Below are 24448 nucleotides of genomic sequence, written 5' to 3' on the forward strand. Positions count from 1 at the left end.
GCGTCGCCCCACGGAGCCGTCCAGGCTCCCGATGAGGGAGCGAACACCATGGGTGACAAGTCCCCGCGACAGTCGATGACCAAGGCCGGCGGCAAGTCGATCAAGGAGAAGCGGCTCGACCGCAAGGCGAAGGGCGACCCGACGCCCCCGCCGGAGATCGTGGCCCGCGGCAAGAAGCGCTGACCGCCTTACCCGGCGGAACGGTCCGGAGCCGGCTCCGCGGGGCGCCCCCGCGGAGCCGTCGGCATGCTCGGCGACGACACGATCAGCAGGGCCCGCGGACGTCGTAGTCGCGCACCACCGGCCAGGTGTCCGCGAGCGTGGTGGTCCAGTCGAACACCGACACCCCGACGGCGCCGGTCTCCGCCGCCGCACGGACCATGCCGCCGTAGTCGGTCGCGGTCTCGGTCGTACCGAAGCCACCGATGGTCGCCACCGCGGCGCAGGGCTCGCCCAGGTTGGCCCGCAGCCGGGTGATGTTCTCCCGCGTGTAGCGGTAGGCGTCGCTCCACGTCGCGTCGGTCCGGTTGGACCAGTACGCCATCGGCAGCCAGACCTGGTACAGGCCGGCGAGCTGCTGCCACGGGAAGCGTGGCCAGTACGACGGGCTGATCACGTCGGTGACCACCGGCGGCAGCACTATCGCCCCGAGGGTCACGCCCGGGAGCGCGTCGTACAGCCGCCGGGAGAGGTCGACCAGCCGGGCGTTGCGCAGGTCGACGTCGGCCACCGTGCGGTCCTCGATGTCGACGGCCACCGCGTCGAATGCGTGCCCGTCCGCGCGGAAGTCGGCGATCGCCCGCAGCCGGCGCAGGTCGGCGGTGACGTCGGTGAAGTGCGGGAGGTACCACCCGACCACCTGCATGCCGCGCGCGTGGGCGCGGACCAGGAACTGGCCCAGCAGGTCGGGGCTGATCAGGTCCGGGTACTGCGGTTCGTCGGCGGCGGCCTGCAGGTAGATCGTGTCCACGCCGGCGTCGGCCATCGCGTCCACCGATGCCGGAGTGATCGGCGGGCTGGCACCGGCGTACTCCCGGCTGAACCGGAAGCGGGTCACCCAGGTGCCCGACCGGTCGTAGGGGTCCAGCAGGGCGACGCGCGTCGCGCCGGTGGCCGCGTCGAAGCGGATGAACCCGTGCTCGAAGTCGCTCTGCCGCCCTCCGGGCACCCCGTACTCGTCCGTGACGGGGTATCCCAGCGCGCTCCGCTCCCAGCCGAGCGACCCGTACCGGGCCCAGATCGCGCCGCGTACCTCGTGCGCACCGGTCCGCGGGGTGAAGTAGATGGTGCCGTGCTCGAAGTTGCTGTACCGGCCGACGCCGTCCGGGGTGCCCCGCTCGTCGGTGATCGGGTAGCCCAGCGCGCTCCGCTCCCAGCCCAGCGACCCGTACCGGGCCCAGATCGCGCCGCGCACCTCGTGCGCACCGGTCCGCGGGGTGAAGTAGATGGTGCCGTGCTCGAAGTTGCTGTACCGGCCGACGCCGTCCGGCGTCCCCCGCTCATCCGTGATGGGGTACCCGAGCGCGCTCGACTCCCGACCCAGCGCGTTCCACGTCCCCCAGATCGCACCCCGCACCTCGTGCGCGCCCGTCGCCGGCGTGAAGCTGATCGACCCGCGCTCGAAGTCGTTGTAGCGCCCGCGACCGTCCGGCGTCCCCTGCTCGTCCGTCACGGGGAAGCCCAGCGCGCTGGACTCCCGGCCGAGGGCCCGCCACGTCCCGAGGACGGCGCCGTGCACCTCGTGAGCGCCGGTGGCGGGCGACCAGGAGATCGTTCCCCCGGCGTAGTCCTGAGCGCGTCCGCCGGCCACGGCGAACGGCGCACCCACCGGTGCGCCGAGGAAGGATGCCGCCCCGCCGAGCTCGCAGTAGTGGCGCTCGAGCGGGTCGGTCTGCGTGCACTCCGCCGCCCCCGCCGCGCCCGGGACGAAGCCCGCGCCCACGGTCAGGAGCGCGACCAGCAGGACGGTGAGCGGCCTCGACCCGACCCGGATGCGCATGGTCCCCGCCTTCCGCGACGGCGCCCGGGGCAACGGCGCCCCGCTCCCCTCGCCGTCGCCCCGATCGTCGGGGACGGCCCTGCTCCTCGGCCAGGGCTGTTGGGCTCCGGTCGCCAGGGCCGGTCGACCGGCTCCCGCGTCGCCACCGGATGCAGCGGACCGGGATGCCCACGTCAGCTCCCGGGCACCGGGCGCCGCAGCACCGAGGGCCGGCACACCGCGGCCGCGGCCAGCACGATCACCGCCGTCGTCCCCAGAGCGGCGCGGACCGACACCAGGTCGGTCAGCGCACCGTTGAGCGCCGCGGCCAGCGGCCGGGAGCCGACGAAGCCCATCAACCAGAGCGCCATGATCCGGCCGATGTACTCCCGCGGGACGCGGTCGTAGAGCAGCGTCGTGACGCCGTTCATGGCCAGCGTCAGGCCGAGCCCACCCACGACGAAGGCGACGACGGCGGCGGTCACCGACCAGCTCAGCGCCAGCCCCACCGCCGAGGACGCGAGCAGCACCATCCCGCTCGTGGCCAGCCATGCGTGGTCGATCCACCGCACCAGCCCCGCCTGCACGAAGAAGCCCAGGAAGGCGCCCGCCCCGAAAGCCGAGGCCAGCACGCCGACCAGCTCCGGGCCGCCGCCGAGGGTGTCCGCCAGCGACGGGCCCAGCGTCACCGCCGGGTCGGCGCCGATGCCGACCGCGGTGACCCCGAGCAGCAGCACACCGACCACCGGGTCGGTGCGCAGGTACCGGACGCCGGCGGAGACCGACAGCCGCGGACCGGGGACGGTCGCCGCGCCGGGGGTCCGCAGCCGGAACACCGCGACGAGGAAGACCAGGTGACCGACGGCGGCCAGCAGGAAGGCGACGCCGTAGCCGGCGGTGGCGGCCACCACGCCGCCCACGGCCGGCCCGACGGCGCGGCCCACCGAGAAGGTGAGGTTGTCCAGGGCGACGGCGCGGGCCACCTCGCCCGGGCGCACCAGCGACGGGAGCAGCGCCTGCATCGCCGGCCCGCCGACGGAGAACCCGATCCCGACGACGAGCGCGGTGACCATCACGACCCACGGGGGCACGTCGGACACGTCGGGCGTCAGCAGCACCCAGCCGGCCAGGATCGCCGCACCCAGCGTGCACAGCGTCCGGCCGAGCAGGATCTGCTTGCGCGGGCTGCCCCGGTCGGCCATCGCACCGCTCAGCGGGGTCAGCACCAGCTGCGGCACGAACTGGGCGAAGCTCACCAGCCCGACGAGGAACGCCGACGAGGTCAGCTGCCAGACCAGGGCCGCGCTGGCGATGTTCTGGATCCAGATGCCGACGTTGGCCAGCAGCTTGCCCGCCCAGTAGGGCCCGAAGACGGGGTCGGTGACCAGCCGCCGCGACGGACGGGGCACGGCGGGTCCGGGATCCTGCTCCGCGTCGTCCACTTCCAGGCAATCTAGGCAGCGCGGTCCGACGCCGGCCACCCGGGGTGGCCCGTGGTCAGGAGCCGGGCCGCGCCATCCGGAAGGTGCGGTCGAGCACCGAGTACTCGTCGTAGCCGAGGCGGCCGACGAGGCGCATCGCCGCCGTGTCCACCCGGCCGTCCCGGACGAAGCGGTCGTCGATGTAGACGCCCACGACCTCGCCGAACACCAGGTGGAACCGGTGCGTCCCACCGCGGTGGGGCACCGGCAGCGCGTCGACCACGACGCACTCCAGGGCCGCCGGTACGCCGGCCACCCGGGGCGGAGCGACCCGCCGGGACGGGACGAGCTCCAGCCCGGCGTGCTCCGCCTCGCTCTCGTCCCGGGCCAGCTCCAGCGAGGTGGCGTTCATCGCCTCGCGCAGGTCGTAGGAGACGAGGTTGCAGACGAACTCGCCGGTCGCCGCCGCGTTCGCGTGCGAGTCCTTCAACCCGCCGACGTCGCCCGCCGGCTGCACCACCTCGGTGCTGAACATGACGACGTCGGGCCGGTCGGCCACCGCCTGGAAGAAGCTGAACGGGGCCAGGTTCACCACCCCGGCCGGGGTGAGGCTGGAGATCCAGCCGATCGGCCGCGGCGCGACCAGCGCCTTGAACGGGTTCCACGGCAGCCCGGCGTCCCCGTCGCCGCGGGCCCCCCGCTCGCTGTCGTAGTACATCGCCGTCCTCAGCGTCGGGATGCGCAGCCGGCGCCGGCCGCGGCGCTCACGCGTCCACCAGCCGGATCACCTGCTGCTCGTGCAGCCGGCCCAGCTCGGCGTCGGTGAGCCCCAGCAGCGCGGTCAGCACCTCCGCGGTGTCCGCACCCAGCCGCGGCGCCGGCTGCGGCGGGAGCCCGCCGTCGGGCCAGCGGAGCGGGGAGGCGGCGGCCAGCATCCGGCCGATCCCGGGCTGGTCGACGTGCCGGACGACCGGGTCCTGGTCCGGGGCGTACCGCGCCGCGGCCTGGCGCACCGTGCGGTACGGGCTCCACAGCACGCGGGCGACGTCGAGCTGCTCGGCGAGCTCGTCGAGCGGGCGGGCGGCGAACCACGGGCGCAGCACCGCGGCGATCGTCTCCCGCAGCCGGTAGCGCTCCGACTCGCTGTCCAGGTCGGTGTCCAGCGCCCGCTCCAGCGCCCGGAACACGTCCTCGGTGGCGGTCACCCGGCACAGCGCGCGCCACTGCTTCTCGGTCAGCGCGACCACCATGAGGCGCTGCCCGTCGGACGTGGCGAAGTCGGCGCCGAAGCTGCCGTAGACGTGGTTGCCCAGCCGCGAGCGGTCGCGCCCGCTGAGCTCGGCGTCGGCCAGCCAGCCCAGGTTGGCCACGCCGGCGAGGGCGACGTCGGCGAGCGCGATCTGCACGTGCGCCCCGCGGCCGGTGACCGACCGCTCGTGCAGCGCCGACAGCAGCCCGGCCACCGCCGTCGCCCCGGTGAGCAGGTCCCACGCCGGCAGCACGTGGTTGACCGGTGCGTCCATCGACTCGGGACCGGTCATCTGCGGGACGCCCACCTCGGCGTTGACGGTGTAGTCGACCGCCGGGCGCCCGTCCCGGTGCCCCTGCACGCGGACGTGCACCAGGTCGGCGCGGCGGGCGGAGAGCGCCTCGTAGGACAGCCAGCGCTGGCCGACCGCGTTGTCGAGGAAGACCCCGCTGCCCGCCGTCGCCAGCGCCGCGACCAGCTCCCGGCCGGCCTCGGACCGGACGTCGACGGTGACCGAGCGCTTGCCCTTGTTCAGCGAGGCCCAGTAGATGCTCGCGCCGTCGGGCGCCACCGGCCAGCGGTGGTGGTCGTTGCCCCCGCCGAGCGGATCGACGCGGACCACCTGCGCGCCGAGCTGGGCCAGGGTCATGCCGGCCGACGGGCCGGCGACGAACGACGAGAACTCCACGACCGACAGGTCGGCCAGCGGCCGGCCGGACGCCGGCGCCGGGTCCGCGGTGGGACCGGTCATCGCACGCACCTCCTCCTGGTGGGCCGCCTCACCGGAAACGGGGCGGTCGCTTCTCGAGGAACGCCTGCCGCCCCTCGGCGAGATCGGGGCTGTGCCCGTTGAGCGCGACGGCGACGTGCTCGTCGTCGAGGAAGCCGTCCAGCGTCCGGTCCGGCGCGCGGCGCAGCAGGGACGTCGTCAGCGCGATCGCGTCGGCCGGCCCGGCGGCGAGCCGGCGGGCCAGCGCCAGGGCGGATTCCCCGGCCTCCCCCGGCGCAACCAGCCGGGTGACCAGCCCCAGCTCGTGCGCCCGGTCCGCCGGCAGTCGCTCCCCGAGCAGCAGCAGCTCCGCGGCGCGCTGGTGCCCGACGTGCCGGGACAGCGACCAGGCGAGGCCCGCGTCGGCGACCAGCGCGCGCTGCGCGAACGGGGCGGCGAAGAACGCCTCCCGGCTGGCGACCACCAGGTCGCAGGAGAGGACCAGCCCCCACGCGGCCCCGACGGCGAACCCCTCGACGGCGGCGATCACCGGTGCCCGGCAGGTCGTGAGGGCACGGACGACGCGGTGCGCCAGCCGCACCCGGGCCGCGGGCGCGGTCACCCCGCTGCCGGGGTTCGAGCCCATCGAGGTGACGTCCCCGCCCGCGGAGAACCAGCGGTCGCCGCCGGTCAGCACCACCGCGCGCACGTCGTCGCGGTCCAGCCCGGCCAGCTGCTCGCCGAGGGACTCCCAGGCGGCCCAGTCCAGCGCGTTGCGGGCCTGGGGCCGGTCGAGGGTGACGACGGCGACGCCGTCGTCGTCGACCCGGCTGTGCACCCCGGTCATGCCGTCACCGCCGGGCGCTGGCTGAACCGCCGGCCGGTGACCTGCTCGGCGATCAGGTTGCGCAGGATCTCCGAGGTGCCGCCGGCCAGGGCCATGCCGCGCACGTCCCGGAAGTACCGCTCCACCGGCGCGTCCCGGGTGTAGCCGCGATGGCCGTGCAGCTGGATCGCCTCGTTGGTGACGAACTGCGCGGCCTCGTTCGCGACCAGCTTCGCGACCGCGGTGTGCCCGAGCGCGGGGAAGCCGTCCTCCGACGAGACCGCCGCCCGCCACAGCGCCAGCCGGGCGGTCTCGATGCGGACCGCCATGTCGGCGAGCTTCCACTGCAGGCCCTGGAACTCCACGATGGGGCGGCCGAACTGCTCGCGCTGCGCGGTGTAGGCGATCGAGTCCTCCAGCGCGGCCCGCGCCACCCCGATGCACATCGCCGCGTTGCCGCACCGCTCCGGGTTGAACTGCCGCAGCAGCAGCCGGGCGCCGGCGGTGGAGTCCGGATCGGGCGGGATCACCACCTGGGCGTCGTCGACCTCGACGTCCTCGAAGCTGAGCGTCGCCTCGGCCACGCCCCGGCTGCCCATCTTCGGCGAGGTGTCGACCACCTCGAACCCGGGCTGCCCGCGCTCGACCACCACCGCACCGATGCCCCGGGAGCCGGTGGAGCCCGGCGCGCGGCAGAACACCAGCAGGGTGTCGGCCCGGTCGCCGCCGGTGATGTAGCACTTGGTCCCGTTGAGCCGGAGCACGCCGTCGGTCCCGCGGCCGAGCTGCGTGGTCAGCTCGGTCCCGCTGGAGCCGGCCCCGGGCTCGGTCATCGCGATCGCGAAGTACCGCTCCCCCCGGGCCACCCCGGGCAGCAGCCGCTCGCGTTGCTCGGCCGTGCCCACCACGGCCAGCGCCCGCGGCGGGCCGTTGAGGAACATCTGCGCCACGATCGCCGTGGCCATGCAGCCGGCGGCGATCTCCTCCAGCACCAGGCAGGCCTCGAACACGCCCTTGCCGCGGCCGCCGTGCTCGACCGGCACGGTCAGCCCCAGCAGGCCGGAGGACCGGAGGACGTCGAGCGAGGTCTCCGGGAAGGACTCCTCCTCGTCCCAGCGGCGGGCCTGTGGCCGCACCGCGGCGGCCACCTCGCGGGCCAGCCCCTGCAGCTCCCGCTGCTCGTCGTCGAGCTCGAAGCCGATCACGCGCCCGCCCCGGCCGTCTTGATCATCATGCCGATCTCGCCGGTCTGGACCACCTCGTCGTGCTGGTCGAGCAGCGTGAACCGGCGGCCGATGATGCCGCGGTCCCCGGCGCTGGTCAGCCGCTTGGCGAGGATCTCCATCTCCCCGCGCAGGGTGTCGCCGATCAGGATCGGTTTCCGGAAGGCCCACCGCTCGATGTCGAGCATCGCCAGCGCCGACTCGGAGAACCACCCGGCGCGCTCCATCAGGCCGGTCAGCATCGAGACGCCGAACAGCCCGTGCACGACCCGCTGCCCGTAGAAGGTGGTCCGGGCGAACTCCGCGTCGCTGTGGATGGCGGCCCAGTCGCCCGACACCATGGAGAAGGTGACCAGGTCGGTCTCGGTCACCGTCCGGGCCGGCGTGCGGAGCACCTGGCCGACCTCGAGGTCGTCGTAGAACAGGCTCACAGCTGATCGTCGCCTCTCATCGCGTCGGGGACGTGCCGAGCAGGGCCGTCACCTGGCTGGACAGCACCCCGCCGTTGCCGTGCACCAGGGCCACGTCCCCGCGCACCTGCCGGTCCCCCGCCTCGCCGCGGAGCTGCCGGACCGCCTCGACCAGCGCGAAGATCCCGTACATGCCCGGGTGGCAGTAGGAGAGGCCGCCGCCGTTGGTGTTCACCGGGAGCCGGCCTCCCGGTGCGATCGCGCCGGAGGCGACGAGGTCGCCGCCCTCGCCCTTCGCGCAGAACCCGAGGTCCTCCAGGAACAGCACCGGGTTGATCGTGAACGCGTCGTAGAGCTCCAGCAGGTCGACGTCGGCCGGCGTCAGCCCGGCCTGGGCGAACGCCCGGCGGCCGGAGTCGACCGCGGCGGTGACCGTGAGGTCGGGCATGTGCGTGATGCTGCGGTGCCAGTGCGCCTCGCCGTGCCCCAGCAGGTACACCGGCGGCCGGCGCAGGTCGGCGGCGCGCTCGGCCGACGTCAGGAGCAGCGCCCCACCCCCGTCGGTGACCAGGCAGCAGTCCCGCACGGTCAGCGGCGAGGAGACCATCCGCGAGGAGAGCACGTCGTCCACGGTGAGCGCATCACGGGCGAACGCGGCCGGGTTCAGCTGCGCCCACTGCCGGGCCGCCACCGCGACGGCGGCCAGCTGCTCCCGGGTGGTCCCGTACTGGTGCATGTGCCGGGCGGCCGCCAGCGCGTACATCGTCACCGGGTACCGGGGCCGGTACGGCCGCTCGTGCGGCGACCCCTCCGACTGCGACACCAGCCGGCCGGAGTCCGACCGCTGGGTGCTGCCGTACACGACCAGCGCGACGTCGCACTGACCGGCGGCGATGGCCGCGGCCGCGTGCCCGACGTGCGAGACGAAGGAGCTGCCGCCTACCGCCGTGCTGTCGGTGTGGCGCGGCCGGACCCCGAGGTACTCGGCGACGTCGAGCCCCGGCAGCTGGTAGTAGGCCGACGCGGTGAACAGTCCGTCGACGTCGGACAGGGCCAGGCCCGCGTCCTCGAGCGCCACCCGGGTGGCGCGGGCCACCAGGTCCAGCGGGGTGCTTCCCGGCACGGCCAGGCCGACGCCGTCCTCCCCCACGCCGACGACCGCGGTCCGCCCGCTGAGCTCACTCATCGGTCCCTCCCTCGACGACGGCGACCAGGCGCGCGTCCCCCGCGGGCCCGTCGACCGGCTGCGGGGTCAGCCGCACCCGCGCGCCCAGCGGTGCGGACGTCCCCTCCACCACGCTCATCACCCGGAATCCCTCGTCGAGGTCGACGAGGACGACGGTGTACGGGTCCTCGTCCCGCGGGGTGAGCGTGCTGGCCGAGTAGACCGTCCCGGCACCGGCGCTCGGCTCCCAGCGCAGCGCGTCGGCGCTGCAGACCGGGCACAGCACCCGCGGCGGGAAGAGCGCCGAGCTGCACCGCTCGCACCGCTGGTGGACCAGCCGGCCGGCCCGCAGCGCCTCGAAGTAGTACCGGCTGGGACCGATGTCCCCGGCCGGGGTCGGGTCAGCCACCGGCCACCTCCAGCACGGACCGGCCGCTGCCGCGCCCGGCCTCCATGTCCTCGTGCACCCCGCGGGCGCCCGTCAGCGGGGCGACGTCGGTCACCTCGGCGACCAGCCGCCCGGACGCGACGGCTTCGAGCAGCTCGGTCATCTCCGGAGTCGTGCAGGACTTGGTGCCCAGGAGCGCGACCTCCTTGAGGATCAGGTAGGCCGGCGGGATCGACACCTCCTTGCCCTCCACGTTCCCCACCACGACGACCCGGCCGCCCGGCCGGACCGCGTGCAGCGACTCGCGGAGGGTCGGCGCACCGACGACGTCGACGACCACGTCCACCTGCCGGCCGAGCCGGCTGCGCAGCTCCTTGGCGAAGGTGCGCGTCGGCGAGACCAGCACGTGGTCGGCGCCGGCCGCCTCGACCGACCGCGCCTTCTCCTCGCCGGAGACGATGCCGACGACCGTCGCGCCGAGCATGCGGGCGATGCGCACCGCGTGGACGCCGACGCCTCCGCTGGCACCGGTGATGGCCACCGTCTCGCCGGCCTGCACCGCGCCGCGGGTGGCGATCGCGTGGTAGGCGGTGCCCAGCGTGCAGGTGGCGATCGCCGCCTCGGGCAGGGACACCGCGTCGGGCAGCGGCACGGTCACCCGCGCCTCGACGGCGACGTACTCCGCGTACCCGCCGTCGCGGTCCTCCCCGAGGAACTGCGGCCGGGTGCCGACGCAGAGCGCGTCGTTGCCCTCCTGGCACCGCGGGCACGTCCCGCACCCCGTGTAGATCATCGTCATGACCCGGTCGCCGACGGCGAAGCCCTCGGCCGCGGACCCCACCTCGACCACGCGCCCGCTGACCTGGTGGCCGAGGGTGAGCGGCAGCGAGATCGACGGGAAGGCGCCGGCGCGGGTGAGCAGGTCGTGCCGGCAGATGCCGCAGTAGGCGACCTCGACCAGCAGCTGCCCCGGTCCGGGCGCCGGGACCGGCACCTGCTCCTGGACCAGCACGTCGGGGCCGCCGAACCGGTGCATGCGGATGGCGCGCATCCGGGTGGTCATCGCGTCTCCTCGTCGAGCACGGCGGTCGCGGTCTCCCGCAGCCGCACGCGCTGGATCTTGTCGCCGTTGGCGCTCCGGGTGGTCGGGAACTCGTCCACGACCAGGACCCGCCGCGGCACCTTGAACCGGGCCAGGTCGGCCTTGCACGCGGCCAGCAGCTCGTCCTCGGCCGGCGGGTGCGAGCCGTCGCCGAGCACGAAGGCCACGGCGACGTCGCCGTCGTCCCGGGTGACCCCCACGACCTGGGCCGCGGCCACCCCGGGCAGCGTCTCCAGGTAGGACTCGATCTCCCGCGGCCCCACCAGGAAGCCGCCCAGCCGCAGCGCGTCGCCGAGCCGGGCGAGGTAGACCATGTCGCGGCCGGGCAGCTGCCGCCCCAGGTCGCCGGTCCGGAAGAAGCCGTCGTCGGTGCGGCTGCGCGCCGTCGCCTCGGGCTGGCGCAGGTACCCGGTGCTCACGTTGGGCCCGGCGATCTCGATCTCGCCCTCGCCCTCGGCGACCAGCTCCCCGGTGGTGGTGTCCCGGATGCGGAAGGAGATGTCCGGGTCCACCGGCACGCCGCCACCGAGGCTGCGCCGCTCGACGTCGGCACCCGGCGCGGGATAGGTCATCAGCGCCTGCACCTCGCTGGACCCGTAGGTCTGGAAGAACGACGCGCCCAGCGCCTCCGCCGCCGCGACCAGGGCGTGCGGGTCGCCGCCGAAGCTGGCGAACGCCCCCTCGCGGAGCGAGCCGATCCGCGCGGCCGGCTCCGCCGCGGCGAGGATCCGGCGGAGCATCTCGTCGGCACCGGTCGTGTGCGTGACCCGGTGGCGCTCGATGAGCCCGACGGCCTCGTCGCCGTCGAACACCGCCTGGATCACCAGCGGCCGGCCCCCGGCCATGGCCGCGATCAGAGTGTTGAAGCCGAAGACGCCGCAGAACGGCAGCATGCCGAGCACGACCGCGTCGTCCGCCCGGTAGCCGAAGGCCCCGGCCACCGCGTGCCCGTGCCGGACCAGCGCCTGCTGGACGTGCAGCACCAGCTTGGGCGCCGAGGTGGTGCCCGAGGAGGTGAAGGCGTTGCACGGCAGGTCCGGGGCGGCGGCGGACTCCTCGTGCCGGCCGGCGCCGAACAGGTCCTCGTACGGCCGGGCCCGGTCCCGCAGGCCGGCCGGCACCCGGTCCGGCGGCACGGGGTCGCCCAGCAGCAGCACGTGCCGCAGGGAGTCGGGCGGGTCCTCCCCCAGCCGGTCGAGCATGCCCAGGAAGTCGATGCCGTGGAAGGTCGGCCAGAGCACCAGGACGTGGGCCTGCCCCTGGTGCAGCAGCTGGCTGACGTCGTGCGAGCGGAGCTTGGTGTTCACGCTGAGCACCAGCGCACCCAGCCGGGCGGCGGCGAACTGCAGCTCGACCCAGGCCGTGGTGTTGGGCAGCCAGACGGCCACCACGTCTCCGCGCCCCACGCCCAGGCCGGCCAGCCCCGCCGCCAGCCGCCGCGCGCGGTCGTCGAGCTCGGCGAAGCTGGTCGTGCGGTCGCCGTCGACGAGGCAGGTCTCGCCCCCGCGCTCGGCGGCCAGCCACTCCAGCATCGCCGGGAAGGTGAGCTCGTGCGGGATCGCGAGGCCCGAACCGGTCCCGGCGCTCACAGCAGCTGCCAGATCCGGTCGGCGGTGACCTCGGCGACCGGCGCGTCCATCTGCACCAGCCCCTGGTTGATGACGACCACCCGGCCGGCCACCTGCAGCACCTTCTCGATGTTCTGCTCCACCAGGACCACCGTGATGCCGTACTCGGTGTTGACCTGCGTGGCGACCTCCATGACCCGCGCCACCAGGTTGGGCTGCAACCCGACCGACGGCTCGTCCAGCAGGAGCAGGCGCGGGCTGGACATGAGGGCGATCGAGATGGCGACCATCTGCCGCTGCCCGCCGCTCATCGTGCCGACCAGCTGCGCGCGGCGGTCGCGGAGGATCGGGAACAGCTCGTAGATCTCGTCCAGGCCGATCCGCCCCTCGGCGCGCGCACCGAAGGTCAGGTTGTCGGCCACGGACAGGTTCTCGAAGTAGCCGCGCTGCTGGGGCACCAGGCTCACCCCCTTGCGCACGACCTGCGGCGTCGCGGTGCGGGTGATGTCCTCCCCGGCGAGCGAGATCCGGCCGCCGCGCACCGGCACGAGACCGAGCACGGTGCGCAGCAGGGTGCTCTTGCCGGCACCGTTGTGGCCGAGGACGGCGACGAACTCGCCCTCCGCCACGTCGAGCGAGACGCCGCGCAGGACCGGCTGGCCGGCGACCTCCGCGTGCACGTCGTCGAGGCGCAGCAGCGGGGTCGTGGACGACGACCGGGCCGCCGCGGCCACGTTCCCGTCAGGCACCGAAGTAGACATTGCGCAGCTCCTCGTTCTCCATCAGCCGGTCGGGGGCGTCGACGGCCAGCACCTCTCCGGTGCTGAGGAACACCGCCCGGTCGCACAGCTCGCGCACCAGCAGCATGTTGTGCTCGACGAGCAGCACGGTGCGGCCCTCGGCGATCAGCCGCCGGAGCACCGCCCGGAACTCGTCGAGCGAGCCCTCGTCCAGGCCGGACGTCGGCTCGTCGAGCAGGAGCAGGTCCGCTCCGGTGGCGAGCAGCCGGGCGATCGAGACGAGCTTCTGCTCCCCGTAGGAGAGGCTGCCGGCGAGCTCGTGGTGGACGGACGCCGGCAAGCCCACGTAGTCGAGGCACTCGGCCGCCCGCCGGAGGCTCTCCTTCTCGCTGCCCACCGCCCGCCAGGGGCGGGTGAAGACGGTGCGCAGCCGCTCACCGGGCTGACCCTGGACCCCGACCACCACGTTGTCGAGCACGGTCAGCCGGGGCAGCAGGCGCACGTCCTGGAACGACCGCGCGATCCCGCGGCCGATCCGGGCCTGGGGCGTGAGCCCGGTGATCTCCTGGTCCCGGTACCGGATGGACCCGGCGTCGGCCCGGATGGTCCCCGAGATCATGTTGAACAGCGTCGTCTTGCCGGCCCCGTTCGGGCCGACCAGCCCGGTGACCTGCGCCTCGGGCACCTCGAAGGTGGCGTTCTTGACCGCCTGCAGGCCACCGAAGCTCTTGGAGACGTTCTCGACCTCAAGCAGCATGGACGGCCTTCCCCTCGGCTGCGTCGCCCACCGCGTCCGTCGACCGGGTCGGGCGCCGCCGGGAGCCGCCCAGCAGGCCCTGCGGCCGCACGAACATCAGCAGGATGAGGAGCAGGCCGAAGAAGACCTGCTCGAGCGGGCCGGCCGCGGAGCTGGCGATGTCGAGCTGCCGCAGCCCCTGCGGGATCAGCACGATGACCGCGGCGCCGATCACCGCGCCCACGACCGAGGTCATGCCCCCGAGCACCACCATCGTGATGATCGAGACGGAGGTGGCCACCTCGAAGGTGCCGGGGCTCAGGTACAGCAGGTACTGGGCGTACAGCACGCCGGCGAGCCCGGCGAACGCACCGGCCAGGACGGTGACCGAGACCTTGGCGAAGCGGACCGGCTTGCCGAGCGTCGCGGCGACGACCTCGTCGTCGCGCACCACGTGCAGCATCCGCCCGTAGGGCGAGCGGACCAGCCACAGCGAGACGGCCGCGACCAGCAGCGCCACGACGACGGCGAGCCCGAGGAAGGCACCGCTGTCGCCGAAGTCCAGCGGACCCATGGCCGGGCGCTCGATGCCGGGGATGCCGCCGGTGCCGCCGGTGACCGACGTCCAGTTCTCGAAGACGCTGCCGGCGACGACCTGGAGCGCGAACGACGCCACCAGGAAGTAGTCGCCGGACACCCGCAGCGACGGGACGGCCATCACCGCACCGGCCAGCGCCGCGAGCAGCAGGGCCACGACCAGCGCCGGACCGGGGGCCCAGCCGAACTGCACGGTGAGGACCGCGTAGGTGTAGGCACCGACGCCGAAGAGCGCGGCGTGCGCCATCGAGAAGATGCCGGTGTGCCCGACGAGCAGGCTCAGCGAGACCGACAGGATCGCGTAGATGGCGATCAGCGTGGCGATGGAGAGGACGTATTCGTTCATGCCGAGGCCTTGACCCTCCGGAAGTTGATCTTCGCCAGACCTTCAGGGCTCACCGTGATGAGGACGAGGAAGAGGACGAAGATCGCCGCGAGCGTCCACTCCGCCCCCATGACGAGCAGCAGGACGTTCTGCAGCAGGCCGAGCAGCATCGCGGCGACGAAGGAACCGGTGATGCTGCCGATGCCGCCGATGATCACCGCCATGACCGAGACGATGAAGAACGTCTCACCCAGCCCCGGCTGCATCCCGGTGTCGGCGGCCACGTAGACCCCGGCCACCGCAGCGAGCAGCGAGCCGAGGGCGTAGACCACGACGAGGACCACCTGCGGCTTGCGGCCGACGATCTCGACGAACTCCGGGTTCGCGGAGAACGCCTGCACGAGCTTGCCCATCCGGGTCTTCGCCAGCAGGGTCACCAGCCCGCCGAAGAGCAGGAAGGCGACCACGATGAGCGCCACCTGCCCGGCGATCAGCGACCACTCCCCGATCGCCACGGTGGTGGTGAACCAGCTGCCCGCCGCGAGACGGGCCGGCTGCGCGCCGAGCCCCACCGTGAAGACGTTGTCGATGACGATCAGCGCCCCCAGGGAGACCAGGAAGAGGACGAAGCCCGCTCCCCCGCGCCGCTCCAGGGGCCGGTAGAGCAGCGTCACGAGCGCCACCCCGAGGACCACCGACAGGAGCACCGCGGCGGCCACCGCCGGCCCGACCGGCAGGAAGTCGGTCAGGAAGTAGGCGAAGTAGCCACCGGCGGCGAAGACCGCGGCGTGGGCGATGTGGAAGTGCCGGGTCGCCGCGAAGATCAGCGCGAAGCCGACCGCGACGAGCGCGTACAGGCTGCCTGCGACGAGCCCGTTGAGCAGCAGCTGGACGAAGAGGTCCATGCGTCTCCTTCGATGGTGGGTGCGGCGACCCGGCCGGCCAGGATCCAGTTACTCGGCGGGCTGGACCGCGCCACCCTCGATGACGGCGAGCTCGATCGGACGGCTGGCGGTGCCCTCCTCGAAGGTCAGCTCGGAGCCGTAGACGGAGTCGAACGTGCCGATCTCCCGCATGGCGTCGGCCAGCGCCGCGCCGCTCACCGTCTCGGCGCCGGACTCGCAGACCTGCTCGAACGCCTCGGCGAAGATCATCACGCCGTCGTAGTAGTTGCCGATGAAGGCGCTCTCCGGGGCCTCGCCGTACTTCTGCTCGTACTCCTGCTGGAAGTCCTCACCCGGCTCGAAGGGGATGGTGGTGAGCCGCAGCCCCTCGGCCGCCGGGTTCGCCAGCACCGCGGGGATCGCCACCCAGGAGGTGTTGGCCAGCGGCACGTCCCAGCCGATCTCGCGGACCTGGCTGATGATGTTGTCCGAGTCCTGGCCGAAGGCGCCGAGCACCAGCACCTCGGGGTCGGTGGCGCGCAGCTTGGTCAGCTGCGAGCGGAAGTCGGTCCCGCCGAACTCCGCGCTCTCGACCCCGGTGATCTGGCCGCCCTGCTCGGTGAAGGCCTCCTCGAAGTTCTCGCGGGCCGCCTCGCCGCCGTCGTCGCTGGTGTAAATGATCGCGGCGCTGCCGACGCCGTCCTCGCGGAGCTTCTCCGCGAGCGCCACGCTCTCGTTCCGGAGCAGCGGGATGGTGTTGAACAGGAACGGCCCCTGCTCGCCGAGGGCGTCGCTCTGCGCGCCCCCGTTGATCAGGACGACCTCCTCGTTGGCCGCGATCGGCGCGAGGGCCAGCGTCTGGCTGGAGAACGAGCTGAGCACGTACTGGATCCCGTCGGAGACCATGCCCTGGAAGGCGACGACGGCCGGCTCGGGCAGCGCGCGGGTGTCCTCGACCTGCAGCCGCAGCTGGGTCTCCCCGCCGATGCCGCCGGCGTCGTTGATGTCCTCGACCGCCATCTCGGTGCCGGCGGCGAACCACTCGCCGTAGGCGGCCTGCGGCCCGCTCTGCGCCCAGAGGCCGCCGATGGTGACCTCGTCGGCGCCGCACGCGTAGCCCTCGCCGTCGGCGCCGCCGGCCGCGGCGCCGCCGCCACCGCCGGATCCGCTGCTGCTCGTCCCGCAACCCGACACGACGACCGCAGCCGTGGCCGCTGCCACCGTGACGACCAGCCGGTTACCTGTCTGCACCCGCATGTGGTTCTCCCGTCCTGATCGGTGACCCGCCTCTCGGCCGGCTCCCGCCGAGCGACGTGGTCGTCGCACGAACGATCGTTCGTTCCGGGGAACGTACGAGTGAGGGTGGTCACACGTCAAGGGGTACGAACGCGCTCCTTTCGACCCGCCGGCAGCATCTTGACGCCTCTGCCGGGGCACGGTTTCCTGGTGGTGAACGATCGTTCGTACGCCCTTCGCGCGACCTCCCTTGAGGCCGCAGTGACCGGGGCGTCCCACCGTCTCCCGGCCGTGCGGCCGGGTGGCGCAGCGCCAGGGAGAGGCTGCACATGAGCGTGGAGGCGCAGCAGCGCGGGGACCGGGGAGCGCTCCCAGCGGGCCCCTGGTTCGAGGACTTCGGCGTCGGCCGGCGGATCGGCACGGCCGCTGCGCTGCCGCCCGGGGCGGACGTCGTGTCCGCGCCGACCACGGTCCTCCGTCTAGCCGTTGACAGCGAGGTGCTGCCGCACTCGCTGCTGCGCGTGCTGGAGACCCGGTGGCAGCACGTGTTCCCGACGCCCGTCGGTGAACCGCTGGAGGCGACGTTCACCGTGACCGCCTGCCGGCGGGTGCCTGCCGAGGAGGCGGGAGCGGTGCAGTGGCACGCCGACGTGCGCGACGCCGGGGGGCGCACGGTGCAGGAGGGGACCATCACCGTCCTGCTGCCGGCGCGGCCGGGGTCCGACGGGTCCGCCGACCGGGCGGAGCGGGCGTTCTGCACCCGCCCCTGGGGCGAGGCGCTGGCCCGCGAGCTGGCCGACGACCCGGCCTTCGGCTCGGCGACGGCCACCTGGGACGGCGCCATCGGGCTGCGCACCGGGGGCGGCTCGGTCCAGCTGCGGATCTACCGGGGCGAGGTCATCGAGGTGGCGCCGCGGACCCCGCTCGGTGCCACCTTCACGCTCGAGGCCGCCGAGCACGTCTGGACCGACCTGCTCACCGGCCCGTCCAACGACTTCTTCCGGCGGGCGATGAGCGGCAACTCCTTCACCGTGACCGGCGACGCCTACGAGTACCTGCGGATGTCCCGGGCGGTCATGGCGCTGGTCGACGCCGCCCGCCGGCTGGCGACGGGAGCCCCGGCGTGATCCGGGCGAGCTACCTCCCTGTCGGGGGTGCACCGGCCTACGTCGAGCGCAGCGGCGAGGGCCCGGCGGTCCTCTGCCTGCACACCGCCGGTCAGAGCGGCGTCCAGTGGCGGGGCACGACCGACCGGCTGGCCGCCCTGGGCTACTCCGTGATCGTGCCGGACCTCCCCGGCCACGGCCGGTCCGAGCCGGCGCCGGGTGGTCCGGTCAGCGACCTGGGCGAGTACGCGCGGTGGTGCCTGGAGCTGCTGGAGCTCCTCGAGGTGGAGCGGCCCTTCGTGGTCGGCTGCTCCATCGGCGGGAAGATCGCGCTCGACCTGGCCGTGCGGGCCGGGGAATCGCTCGCCGGCGTCGTCGCCATGGCGGCGGACGCGCGGAACAGCCGGACCAGCGTCTCCGGCCTGCGGCGGGAGCTGGAGGACGCCGCCGCGCCCAGCCGCAGCGACCGCACCTACTTCGGCACCCTGGCCGTCGTCGGCCGCCGCGTGCCGCCCGAGCGCGCGGAGCTCATCGCGACGATGCACCGGCGGGAAGACCCGCTGGTCTCGACGTCGGACCTGCTCGGCTGGGCGACGCACGACCTGCGCGCGTCGCTGCACGGGATCGCCTGCCCCACCCGTCTGGTGGTCGGTGACGACGACCTCTGGCTCGATCCCGCGGACGTGGTGTGGACTGCACAGCAGATCCCCCGGGGGGAGGTGACCGTGCTGGAGGGCATCGGGCACTACCCGATGGAGGAGATGGACGACTTCCCGGCGGTCCTGCACGGCTGGCTGACCGACCTCGGGGCCGGTCGCACCACGGCACCGGGAGCGGGTGCACCGGGAGCAGAGGAGTGAGACGGATGGCTCTAGCTGGAACCGCGGGGGCGTCGGTCCCCGGGCACGGCGCGCCGGCGGTGGCCGGGTGAGCGCCCGCACCCGCTGCCTGGCCGCGGCGCTGGAGCTGATGGCCGCCAACGGCTTCAACGGGACGTCGATGCGCGACATCGCCCGCGCCGCGGAGACCAGCCTGTCCAACCTGTACAACCACTTCGCCGCCAAGTCCGACGTCCTCGTCGCCCTGCTGCGGGATGCGAACGACGAGCTGCTCCGGCGGATCCGGGCTGAGTTGGATGCGGCCGGCCCCGGCGCCACCGAGCGCATGGCCGCCGGGGTCCGCGCGTACGTGCGGTTCTCCGGCGAGTGCCAGACGGCGGCCGTGCTGTCGCTGAGCGAGTTCCGCTACCTGACCGGCGAGGGGCGGCTGGCCGTCGTCGAGGCGCGCGACACCACCGAGAGCATCTTCCGCGGCGTCATCGAGGACGGCGTGCGGCTCGGCGAGTTCCGCACGCCCCACCCGGAAGGGGCCACCCGCGCGATCGTCTCCATCTGCGCGGCGGTCCCGACCTGGTACCGCCCGGACGGTCCGCTGTCGCTGGGCGAGGTGGCGGACGTGCACGTGCGGTACGTGCTGGCGATGCTGGAGGCCGCCGAGCTGCGGTCCCCGGCCTGACGGTGCGTCCGGCGGCCCGCGAGGGCCGCCGGACGCCGCGTCCTACAGGCCGCCGCGCCGCACCAGCTGGGCGGCGATGACGTTCCGCTGGATCTCGTTGGTGCCCTCGCCGACGATCATCAGCGGCGCGTCGCGGAAGTAGCGCTCCACGTCGAACTCGGTGGAGTAGCCGTACCCGCCGTGCACCCGGATCGCGTTGAGCGTGATCTCGGCGGCCACCTCGGAGGCGAACAGCTTGGCCATGCCGGCCTCCAGGTCCGACCGCACCCCGGAGTCGTAGGTCCGGGCCGCGTGCTGGAGCAGCTGCTGGGCGGCCGACAGCTTCGTGGCCATGTCCGCGAGCAGGTTGCCCACCGACTGGTGCTGCCAGATCGGCTTGCCGAAGCTCTCCCGCTCCTGGGCGTAGCGCAGCGAGTCCTCCAGGGCGGCCCGGGCGACGCCGGTGGCCCGCGCCGCGACCTGGATCCGGCCGACCTCCAGCCCCTGCATGAACTGGCTGAACCCCTGCCCCTCCGCGCCGCCGAGGACCGAGGACACCGGCGTCCGGTAGTCGTCGAAGGACAGCTCGCAGCTCTCGACGCCCTTGTAGCCGAGCTTCGGCAGGTCCCGGGACACCTCCAGCCCGGGCCCCTTCTCGCACAGCAGGATGCTCATCCCCCGGTGGGCCGGGCTGGCCTCGGGATCGGTGCGCACCAGCAGCGCGATCAGCTGGGACCGGCGCGCGTTGGTGATCCACGTCTTGGTCCCGCTGACCACGTACTCGTCGCCGTCCCGGCGGGCGGTCGTGCGCAGCGCCTGCAGGTCGGACCCGCCCCCGGGCTCGGTGAGGGCCATGGTGGCCCGCACCCGGCCGGTCGCCATCGCCGGCAGGTACCGCTCCTTCTGCTCCTCGGTGCCGTGGGCCAGCAGCAGCTTGGCGACGACGGTGTGCCCGCCCATCGCCCCCGCGAGGCTCATCCAGCCGCGCGCCAGCTCCTCGGTCACCATGGCGTAGCAGGGGGTCGAGACGGCGGCGTCCCCGTAGGGCTCGGGGATGGCCAGCCCGAAGACGCCGAGCTCCTTCATCTGCTCGATGAGGGCCTTCGGGTACTCGTTCGCCTGCTCCAGGTCCCGGACGACCGGCTTGACCTGCCGGTCGACGAAGTCCCGGACCAGGTCGACGATCGCCTGTTCCTCGGTGCTCAGCTGCGTCATGGTTCCTCCGGGGGTCACACCACGCCTGTGCGGCGCAGCTCGGCGATGCGGTCCTCGTCGTACCCGAGCGCGACGAGGATGTCCGTGGTGTGCTCGCCGACGGCGGGCACCGGGTCCATCCGCGGCTCGGCGCCGTCGATGGCGAGGGGCGGCAGCAGGGCAGGCACCGGCCCGGCCGGGGTCTGCACCTGCCGCCAGCGGTCGCGTCCGGCCAGCACCTCGTGGTCGAGCAGGCCCTGCACCTGGTTGATCCGGGCGTGGGCGACGTCGGCCTCGGTCAGCAGCCGCCGGCACTCCTCCTGGCCCAGCGCGGCGAACCGGGCGGAGATCAGGTCGTTGAGCGCACCGCGGTGGGCCACCCGGTCGGAGCCGCGGACGAAGCGCGGGTCGTCGGCCACCTCGGGCGCGGCCAGCACGGTGCGGCAGAAGGCGCGCCACTCGCGGTCGTTCTGCACGGCGACCAGGACGACATCGCCCTCGGCGGTCGCATAGGGGCCGTAGGGGGCGATGGTGGCGTGCTCGACGCCGACCCGGGACGGCTGCCGGCCCAGGCCCGCCGTGTAGTACATCGGCGACCCCATCCACTCGGCGAGCGCCTCGAACAGCGAGACCTCGAACGCCGGGGCGACGCCGGTCGTGGCCCGCTGGAGGAGCGCGGTCAGGACGCCGCTGAACGCGTACATCCCGGCGGCGATGTCGGCCACGGAGATGCCCGCCTTGGCCGGCGTCTCCGGCGTCCCGGTCAGCGACACCAGCCCCGCCTCGCACTGCACCAGGAGGTCGTAGGCCTTCTGGTCCGCCCATGGGCCGGTGCTGCCGAACCCGGTGACGCCGCAGACGACCAGCCGAGGGTGACGGGACTGGAGCGACGCGGCGTCGAGCCCGAGGCGGGCGGCCGCCCCGGGCGCCAGGTTCTGGACGAACACGTCGGCCCGGCCCAGCAGCTGCTCGACGACGTCCCGCCCCTCGGGTGACTTCAGGTCGCAGGTGAGCGACTCCTTCGAGCGGTTGAGCCACACGAAGTAGCTGGACTGGCCGCGGATCGACTCGTCGTACCCGCGGGCGAAGTCGCCGTCCCCGGGGCGCTCCACCTTGATGACCCGGGCGCCGAGGTCGGCGAGCTGGCGGGTGGCGAAGGGAGCCGCCACCGCCTGCTCGACGCTGACGACCGTGATCCCCTCGAGCGGCCGGCCGGGGATCACGCCGCTCCCCCGGTGTCGGTCCGCGCGTCGGCGAGGGCTCGGCCGTCCCCGGTCGGGGACAGGGCGACCGCCCACCGGGCGAGGTCGCGGGCGTGGGAGGGCACGGGTCTCCGTTCGGTGCGGATCGGCTCAGCCGCCGGAGCGGCGCAGGCGGACGCGGTAGGAGTAGTGGTCGGGGTGGAACCAGCTGACCGCCAGCTCGACCGGACGGCGGTGCGCGTCGGAGTAGAGGCGGTCGATCCGCAGCACCGGCCGCCCCGGCTCCAGCCCCAGAGCCGCCGCGGCGTCCGGCGGCAGCGGAGCCACGCTGATGCTCTGGTCGGCCTCCACCACGTCCACGTCCGTGCGGGCGTCGAGCAGGCCGAGGACGGTGGCCGTGCTGGTCGCCCCCGGCCGGTGCAGCTCGGGCACGTCGGCGAGCAGCCGGCCGATCGCCGGTGGGAGCGCCACGGTGGTGACGCAGAGGGGCAGGCCGTCGTGCAGCCGGCGGAAGGTGACGCCGGAGACGACGTCGGTCTCGAGCGCGAGCCGGCCGGCGGCCGCGAGGTCGAGCCGCCGCTGGAGCGGGTCGACCAGCTCCAGCAGGGTGTCCCGGGACAGGCCGATGAGGTCCTCGATGGACCCGAACTGCCGGAGGTAGCGGCGGTCCCGGGCGACCGGGAAAGTGCCGCGGCCGGGGACCCGGAAGATGAGGCCCTCCGTGACCAGCTCCTGCATCGCCCGGCGGACGGTCTGCCGGCTCAGCCCCCGGGTGGCGGCCAGCTCGGCGTCGGTGGGCAACCGGTCCCGCTCCCCGTACCGGCCGGTGCGCACCGCCGTGCGCAGCTCCCGGGCCAGGGCCCGGTAGGCGCTCTCCTCGGCTGCCCTGGGAGCGGTGACGGTGCCTCCTCGGCCGGTGGGCGGTACGGTCGCGATTGGTACGGCCAATAGTGGAACTTTGGCCGGTCGAGGTCAAGCGACGACAGGAGCGTCCGTGCCCGGTACCGAACTCCCCCTCCGCCGCCGGTCGGTCCTGGTGGCCCCGGGCAGCGACGCGCCCAAGGTGGCGAAGGCACTGTCCGGGAGCGCGGACGCCGTCGTCATAGATCTCGAGGACGCGGTGGAGCCCGCGAGCAAGGACCGTGCGCGTGCCCTGCTCCCCGCGCACCTCGGGAACCTGACCGAGGGCGGGGCCGGGCGCACCGCCGTCCGCGTCAACCCACCCGGATCGCCGTGGTGCCACCTGGACGTCGCGGCGCTGGTCGAGCTACCGGTGCCGCCCGGCGCGATCGTGCTCCCGAAGGTCGACGGCCCGGAGGACCTCGCCTTCCTCGACCGGCTGCTCGACGGCGTCGAGGCCCGGGCCGGCAGCACCCGCCGCATCGCCGTCCACGCCCTGATCGAGACGGCCACCGGGCTGGCCCGGATCCGCGACATCGCGCGCGGCAGCCGGCGCCTGGAGGCCCTCGTCCTCGGCTACGCGGACCTGGCGAATTCGCTCGGCCGCCCCGGCGGGTCCGACGCGCAGCTCGACCTGTGGCTCCCGGCCCAGTCCGCGGTGCTGGTGGCGGCGCGCGACGCGGGGCTCCAGGCCATCGACGGACCGCACCTGGGCGTGCACGTGGACGAGGGTTTCCGGGTCGGCGCCGACCGGGCGCGGGACCTCGGCTACGACGGGAAGTGGGCGATCCACCCGCGCCAGGTCGAGGCGCTGAACGCGGTGTTCACCCCCACCGACGAGCAGATCCGGTACGCCCGCGAGGTGCTCGCCGCGCTGGCGCGGCACGCTCGGGAGCACGGGGCCGGCGCGGTGGCGCTCGACGGTCAGATGCTGGACGAGGCCGTGGCCGTCGGGGCCCGGCGCGTGCTCCGGCAGGCGGGGGTGCGGCTGTGAGCGAGTTGGCGGCCGAGGGCCCGTACTTCGACGACCTCTCCCCCGGGGACGTCTTCGACACCGCACCCCCGACGACCCTCACCGAGGGCGCCGCGGCGGTGCACGGCGCCATCGTGGGCGAGCGCCTGCGGCTCGCCCTGGACGCCCCGCTGGGCCGAAGGGTGACCGGGGACGACGCCCCTCCCGCCCCGCCGTCGCTGGTGTGGGACCTGGCGGTCGGGCAGTCGACGCCGGTGACCCACCACGTGCGCGCCAACCTCTTCTACCGCGGGCTGGCGTTCCGCCGCCTGCCCTCCCTGGGCGACACCCTCCGGACCCGCACCGAGGTCGTCGGCCTGCGGCAGAACTCCCCCCGGCCGGACCGAGCACCCACGGGGCTGGTCGCCCTGCGGATCACGACGGTCGACCAGGACGACCGCACGGTGCTCGACTTCTGGCGCTGCGCCATGCTCCCGCTGCGCGACGGCTCGGCCCGGACGGGGCACGACGACGACCTCGGCCGCGTGGGCCGGGACGTCGAGGACCCCGCCGCCTCGGTGGCCGCCTGGCGGCTCGAGCCGTTCCGGGCGTCGCTGCCGCCGTCGCTCCGGCGGGACGTGACCCCGGGAACGCGGTGGCGGGTGGTCGGCGGCGACGTGGTGTCCAGCGCACCCGAGCTGGCCCGGTTGACCCACAACATCGCCCGCACCCACCACGACGACGAGGCCGGGACCCGGCTGGTCTACGGCGGCCACACCATCGGGCTGGCGCTGACCCAGGCCGTGCGCGCGCTGCCCGAGATGGTCACCGTCCTGGCCTGGCAGGGCTGCGACCACACCGGTCCGGTGCGCGAGGGCGACACGCTGGAGAGCACGGTGGAGGTGGCCGGCGTGCGCCCCGGGCCGGACGGCGGCCGCCTGGCCGACCTGCGGTCGCGGGTGACCGCCCGGAGCGGACCGGGTGACGAGCACCGCGACGTCCTGGACTGGCGCTACACGGCCCTGCTGCCGTGACGCCCCTCC

At 74.1% G+C, this 24448-nt stretch carries 25 protein-coding genes; 6 read left to right on the forward strand and 19 right to left on the reverse strand.

Going from position 1 to position 24448, the window contains the following annotated elements; translation table 11 throughout:
* Positions 1–48 precede the first annotated feature (48 nt).
* On the forward strand, positions 49–183 hold the full coding sequence (locus O2W17_RS04720) for a hypothetical protein (protein WP_269191237.1): 135 nt from the start codon (positions 49–51) through the stop codon (positions 181–183).
* Between the two features lie 82 nt (positions 184–265).
* Here the strand turns inward: O2W17_RS04720 and O2W17_RS04725 are convergent, their stop codons facing one another.
* From O2W17_RS04725 to O2W17_RS04800, 16 genes are all read right to left on the reverse strand, one after another.
* Entirely contained in the window at positions 266–1999 is a 1734-nt protein-coding gene (locus tag O2W17_RS04725) for a hypothetical protein (RefSeq protein WP_269191238.1), read from the reverse strand.
* Between the two features lie 173 nt (positions 2000–2172).
* Complete coding sequence (locus tag O2W17_RS04730) at positions 2173–3387, reverse strand: MFS transporter (RefSeq protein WP_269191239.1); 1215 nt, start codon at positions 3385–3387, stop codon at positions 2173–2175.
* Between the two features lie 88 nt (positions 3388–3475).
* On the reverse strand, positions 3476–4117 hold the full coding sequence (locus tag O2W17_RS04735) for a flavin reductase family protein (RefSeq protein WP_269191240.1): 642 nt from the start codon (positions 4115–4117) through the stop codon (positions 3476–3478).
* A gap of 46 nt (positions 4118–4163) precedes the next feature.
* The gene (locus O2W17_RS04740; RefSeq protein WP_269191241.1) at positions 4164–5399 is read right to left on the reverse strand and encodes a CoA transferase; all 1236 of its coding nucleotides are present in this window, start codon (positions 5397–5399) and stop codon (positions 4164–4166) included.
* A 28-nt stretch (positions 5400–5427) separates the two neighbouring features.
* Positions 5428–6204 carry an enoyl-CoA hydratase/isomerase family protein gene (locus O2W17_RS04745; RefSeq protein WP_269191242.1) on the reverse strand — a complete coding sequence of 259 codons (777 nt, stop codon included), beginning with the start codon at positions 6202–6204 and terminating at the stop codon, positions 5428–5430.
* Positions 6201–7388, reverse strand: coding sequence for an acyl-CoA dehydrogenase family protein (locus O2W17_RS04750; protein WP_269191243.1), 1188 nt, complete (start codon positions 7386–7388; stop codon positions 6201–6203). Before O2W17_RS04750 ends, O2W17_RS04745 begins: the two co-directional genes overlap by 4 nt.
* Positions 7385–7837, reverse strand: coding sequence for a MaoC/PaaZ C-terminal domain-containing protein (locus O2W17_RS04755; RefSeq protein ID WP_269191244.1), 453 nt, complete (start codon positions 7835–7837; stop codon positions 7385–7387). Before O2W17_RS04755 ends, O2W17_RS04750 begins: the two co-directional genes overlap by 4 nt.
* A gap of 16 nt (positions 7838–7853) precedes the next feature.
* Positions 7854–9002, reverse strand: coding sequence for an acetyl-CoA acetyltransferase (locus tag O2W17_RS04760; RefSeq protein ID WP_269191245.1), 1149 nt, complete (start codon positions 9000–9002; stop codon positions 7854–7856).
* Positions 8995–9390, reverse strand: a complete 396-nt coding sequence (locus O2W17_RS04765) for a Zn-ribbon domain-containing OB-fold protein (RefSeq protein WP_269191246.1) — start codon at positions 9388–9390, stop codon at positions 8995–8997. The genes O2W17_RS04760 and O2W17_RS04765 overlap by 8 nt, the downstream gene beginning before the upstream one ends.
* Positions 9383–10432, reverse strand: coding sequence for an alcohol dehydrogenase catalytic domain-containing protein (locus tag O2W17_RS04770; RefSeq protein WP_269191247.1), 1050 nt, complete (start codon positions 10430–10432; stop codon positions 9383–9385). The genes O2W17_RS04765 and O2W17_RS04770 overlap by 8 nt, the downstream gene beginning before the upstream one ends.
* Positions 10429–12060 carry an AMP-binding protein gene (locus O2W17_RS04775; RefSeq protein WP_269191248.1) on the reverse strand — a complete coding sequence of 544 codons (1632 nt, stop codon included), beginning with the start codon at positions 12058–12060 and terminating at the stop codon, positions 10429–10431. The genes O2W17_RS04770 and O2W17_RS04775 overlap by 4 nt, the downstream gene beginning before the upstream one ends.
* Positions 12057–12800 carry an ABC transporter ATP-binding protein gene (locus O2W17_RS04780; RefSeq protein WP_269191249.1) on the reverse strand — a complete coding sequence of 248 codons (744 nt, stop codon included), beginning with the start codon at positions 12798–12800 and terminating at the stop codon, positions 12057–12059. The genes O2W17_RS04775 and O2W17_RS04780 overlap by 4 nt, the downstream gene beginning before the upstream one ends.
* Entirely contained in the window at positions 12781–13536 is a 756-nt protein-coding gene (locus O2W17_RS04785; protein WP_269191250.1) for an ABC transporter ATP-binding protein, read from the reverse strand. The genes O2W17_RS04780 and O2W17_RS04785 overlap by 20 nt, the downstream gene beginning before the upstream one ends.
* Complete coding sequence (locus tag O2W17_RS04790) at positions 13526–14458, reverse strand: branched-chain amino acid ABC transporter permease (RefSeq protein ID WP_269191251.1); 933 nt, start codon at positions 14456–14458, stop codon at positions 13526–13528. The genes O2W17_RS04785 and O2W17_RS04790 overlap by 11 nt, the downstream gene beginning before the upstream one ends.
* Entirely contained in the window at positions 14455–15342 is an 888-nt protein-coding gene (locus O2W17_RS04795) for a branched-chain amino acid ABC transporter permease (RefSeq protein WP_269191252.1), read from the reverse strand. The genes O2W17_RS04790 and O2W17_RS04795 overlap by 4 nt, the downstream gene beginning before the upstream one ends.
* A gap of 48 nt (positions 15343–15390) precedes the next feature.
* Positions 15391–16578 carry an ABC transporter substrate-binding protein gene (locus O2W17_RS04800; protein WP_269191253.1) on the reverse strand — a complete coding sequence of 396 codons (1188 nt, stop codon included), beginning with the start codon at positions 16576–16578 and terminating at the stop codon, positions 15391–15393.
* A 308-nt stretch (positions 16579–16886) separates the two neighbouring features.
* Between O2W17_RS04800 and O2W17_RS04805 the strand changes: the two genes are divergently transcribed.
* The 3 genes from O2W17_RS04805 (at position 16887) to O2W17_RS04815 (ending at position 19178) form a co-directional block, all read left to right on the forward strand.
* A complete protein-coding gene (locus tag O2W17_RS04805; RefSeq protein ID WP_269191254.1) occupies positions 16887–17684 on the forward strand; it encodes a hypothetical protein in 798 nt (265 codons plus the stop codon).
* Positions 17681–18523: an alpha/beta fold hydrolase gene (locus O2W17_RS04810; RefSeq protein ID WP_269191255.1), complete on the forward strand. Its 843-nt coding sequence runs from the start codon at positions 17681–17683 to the stop codon at positions 18521–18523. Before O2W17_RS04805 ends, O2W17_RS04810 begins: the two co-directional genes overlap by 4 nt.
* Before the next feature lie 67 nt (positions 18524–18590).
* The gene (locus O2W17_RS04815) at positions 18591–19178 is read left to right on the forward strand and encodes a TetR/AcrR family transcriptional regulator (RefSeq protein ID WP_269191256.1); all 588 of its coding nucleotides are present in this window, start codon (positions 18591–18593) and stop codon (positions 19176–19178) included.
* A gap of 42 nt (positions 19179–19220) precedes the next feature.
* On the opposite strand, the gene O2W17_RS04820 is transcribed toward O2W17_RS04815, so the two are convergent.
* The 3 genes from O2W17_RS04820 to O2W17_RS04830 all read right to left on the reverse strand — a co-directional run bounded on the left by O2W17_RS04820 (position 19221) and on the right by O2W17_RS04830 (position 22501).
* Positions 19221–20372 carry an acyl-CoA dehydrogenase family protein gene (locus O2W17_RS04820; protein WP_269191257.1) on the reverse strand — a complete coding sequence of 384 codons (1152 nt, stop codon included), beginning with the start codon at positions 20370–20372 and terminating at the stop codon, positions 19221–19223.
* Between the two features lie 14 nt (positions 20373–20386).
* Complete coding sequence (locus tag O2W17_RS04825) at positions 20387–21574, reverse strand: CaiB/BaiF CoA transferase family protein (protein WP_269191258.1); 1188 nt, start codon at positions 21572–21574, stop codon at positions 20387–20389.
* Between the two features lie 129 nt (positions 21575–21703).
* On the reverse strand, positions 21704–22501 hold the full coding sequence (locus O2W17_RS04830; protein WP_269191259.1) for a GntR family transcriptional regulator: 798 nt from the start codon (positions 22499–22501) through the stop codon (positions 21704–21706).
* A 46-nt stretch (positions 22502–22547) separates the two neighbouring features.
* Here O2W17_RS04830 and O2W17_RS04835 point away from each other — a divergent pair, with 46 nt between their 5' ends.
* Together O2W17_RS04835 and O2W17_RS04840 are read left to right on the forward strand one after the other, a co-directional pair.
* Complete coding sequence (locus tag O2W17_RS04835) at positions 22548–23447, forward strand: HpcH/HpaI aldolase/citrate lyase family protein (protein ID WP_269191260.1); 900 nt, start codon at positions 22548–22550, stop codon at positions 23445–23447.
* Positions 23444–24439: a MaoC family dehydratase gene (locus O2W17_RS04840; RefSeq protein WP_269191261.1), complete on the forward strand. Its 996-nt coding sequence runs from the start codon at positions 23444–23446 to the stop codon at positions 24437–24439. Before O2W17_RS04835 ends, O2W17_RS04840 begins: the two co-directional genes overlap by 4 nt.
* The last annotated feature ends 9 nt before the right edge of the window (positions 24440–24448 follow it).

Source organism: Blastococcus sp. VKM Ac-2987 (assembly GCF_026967805.1).
Classification (GTDB): Bacteria; Actinomycetota; Actinomycetes; order Mycobacteriales; family Geodermatophilaceae; genus Blastococcus.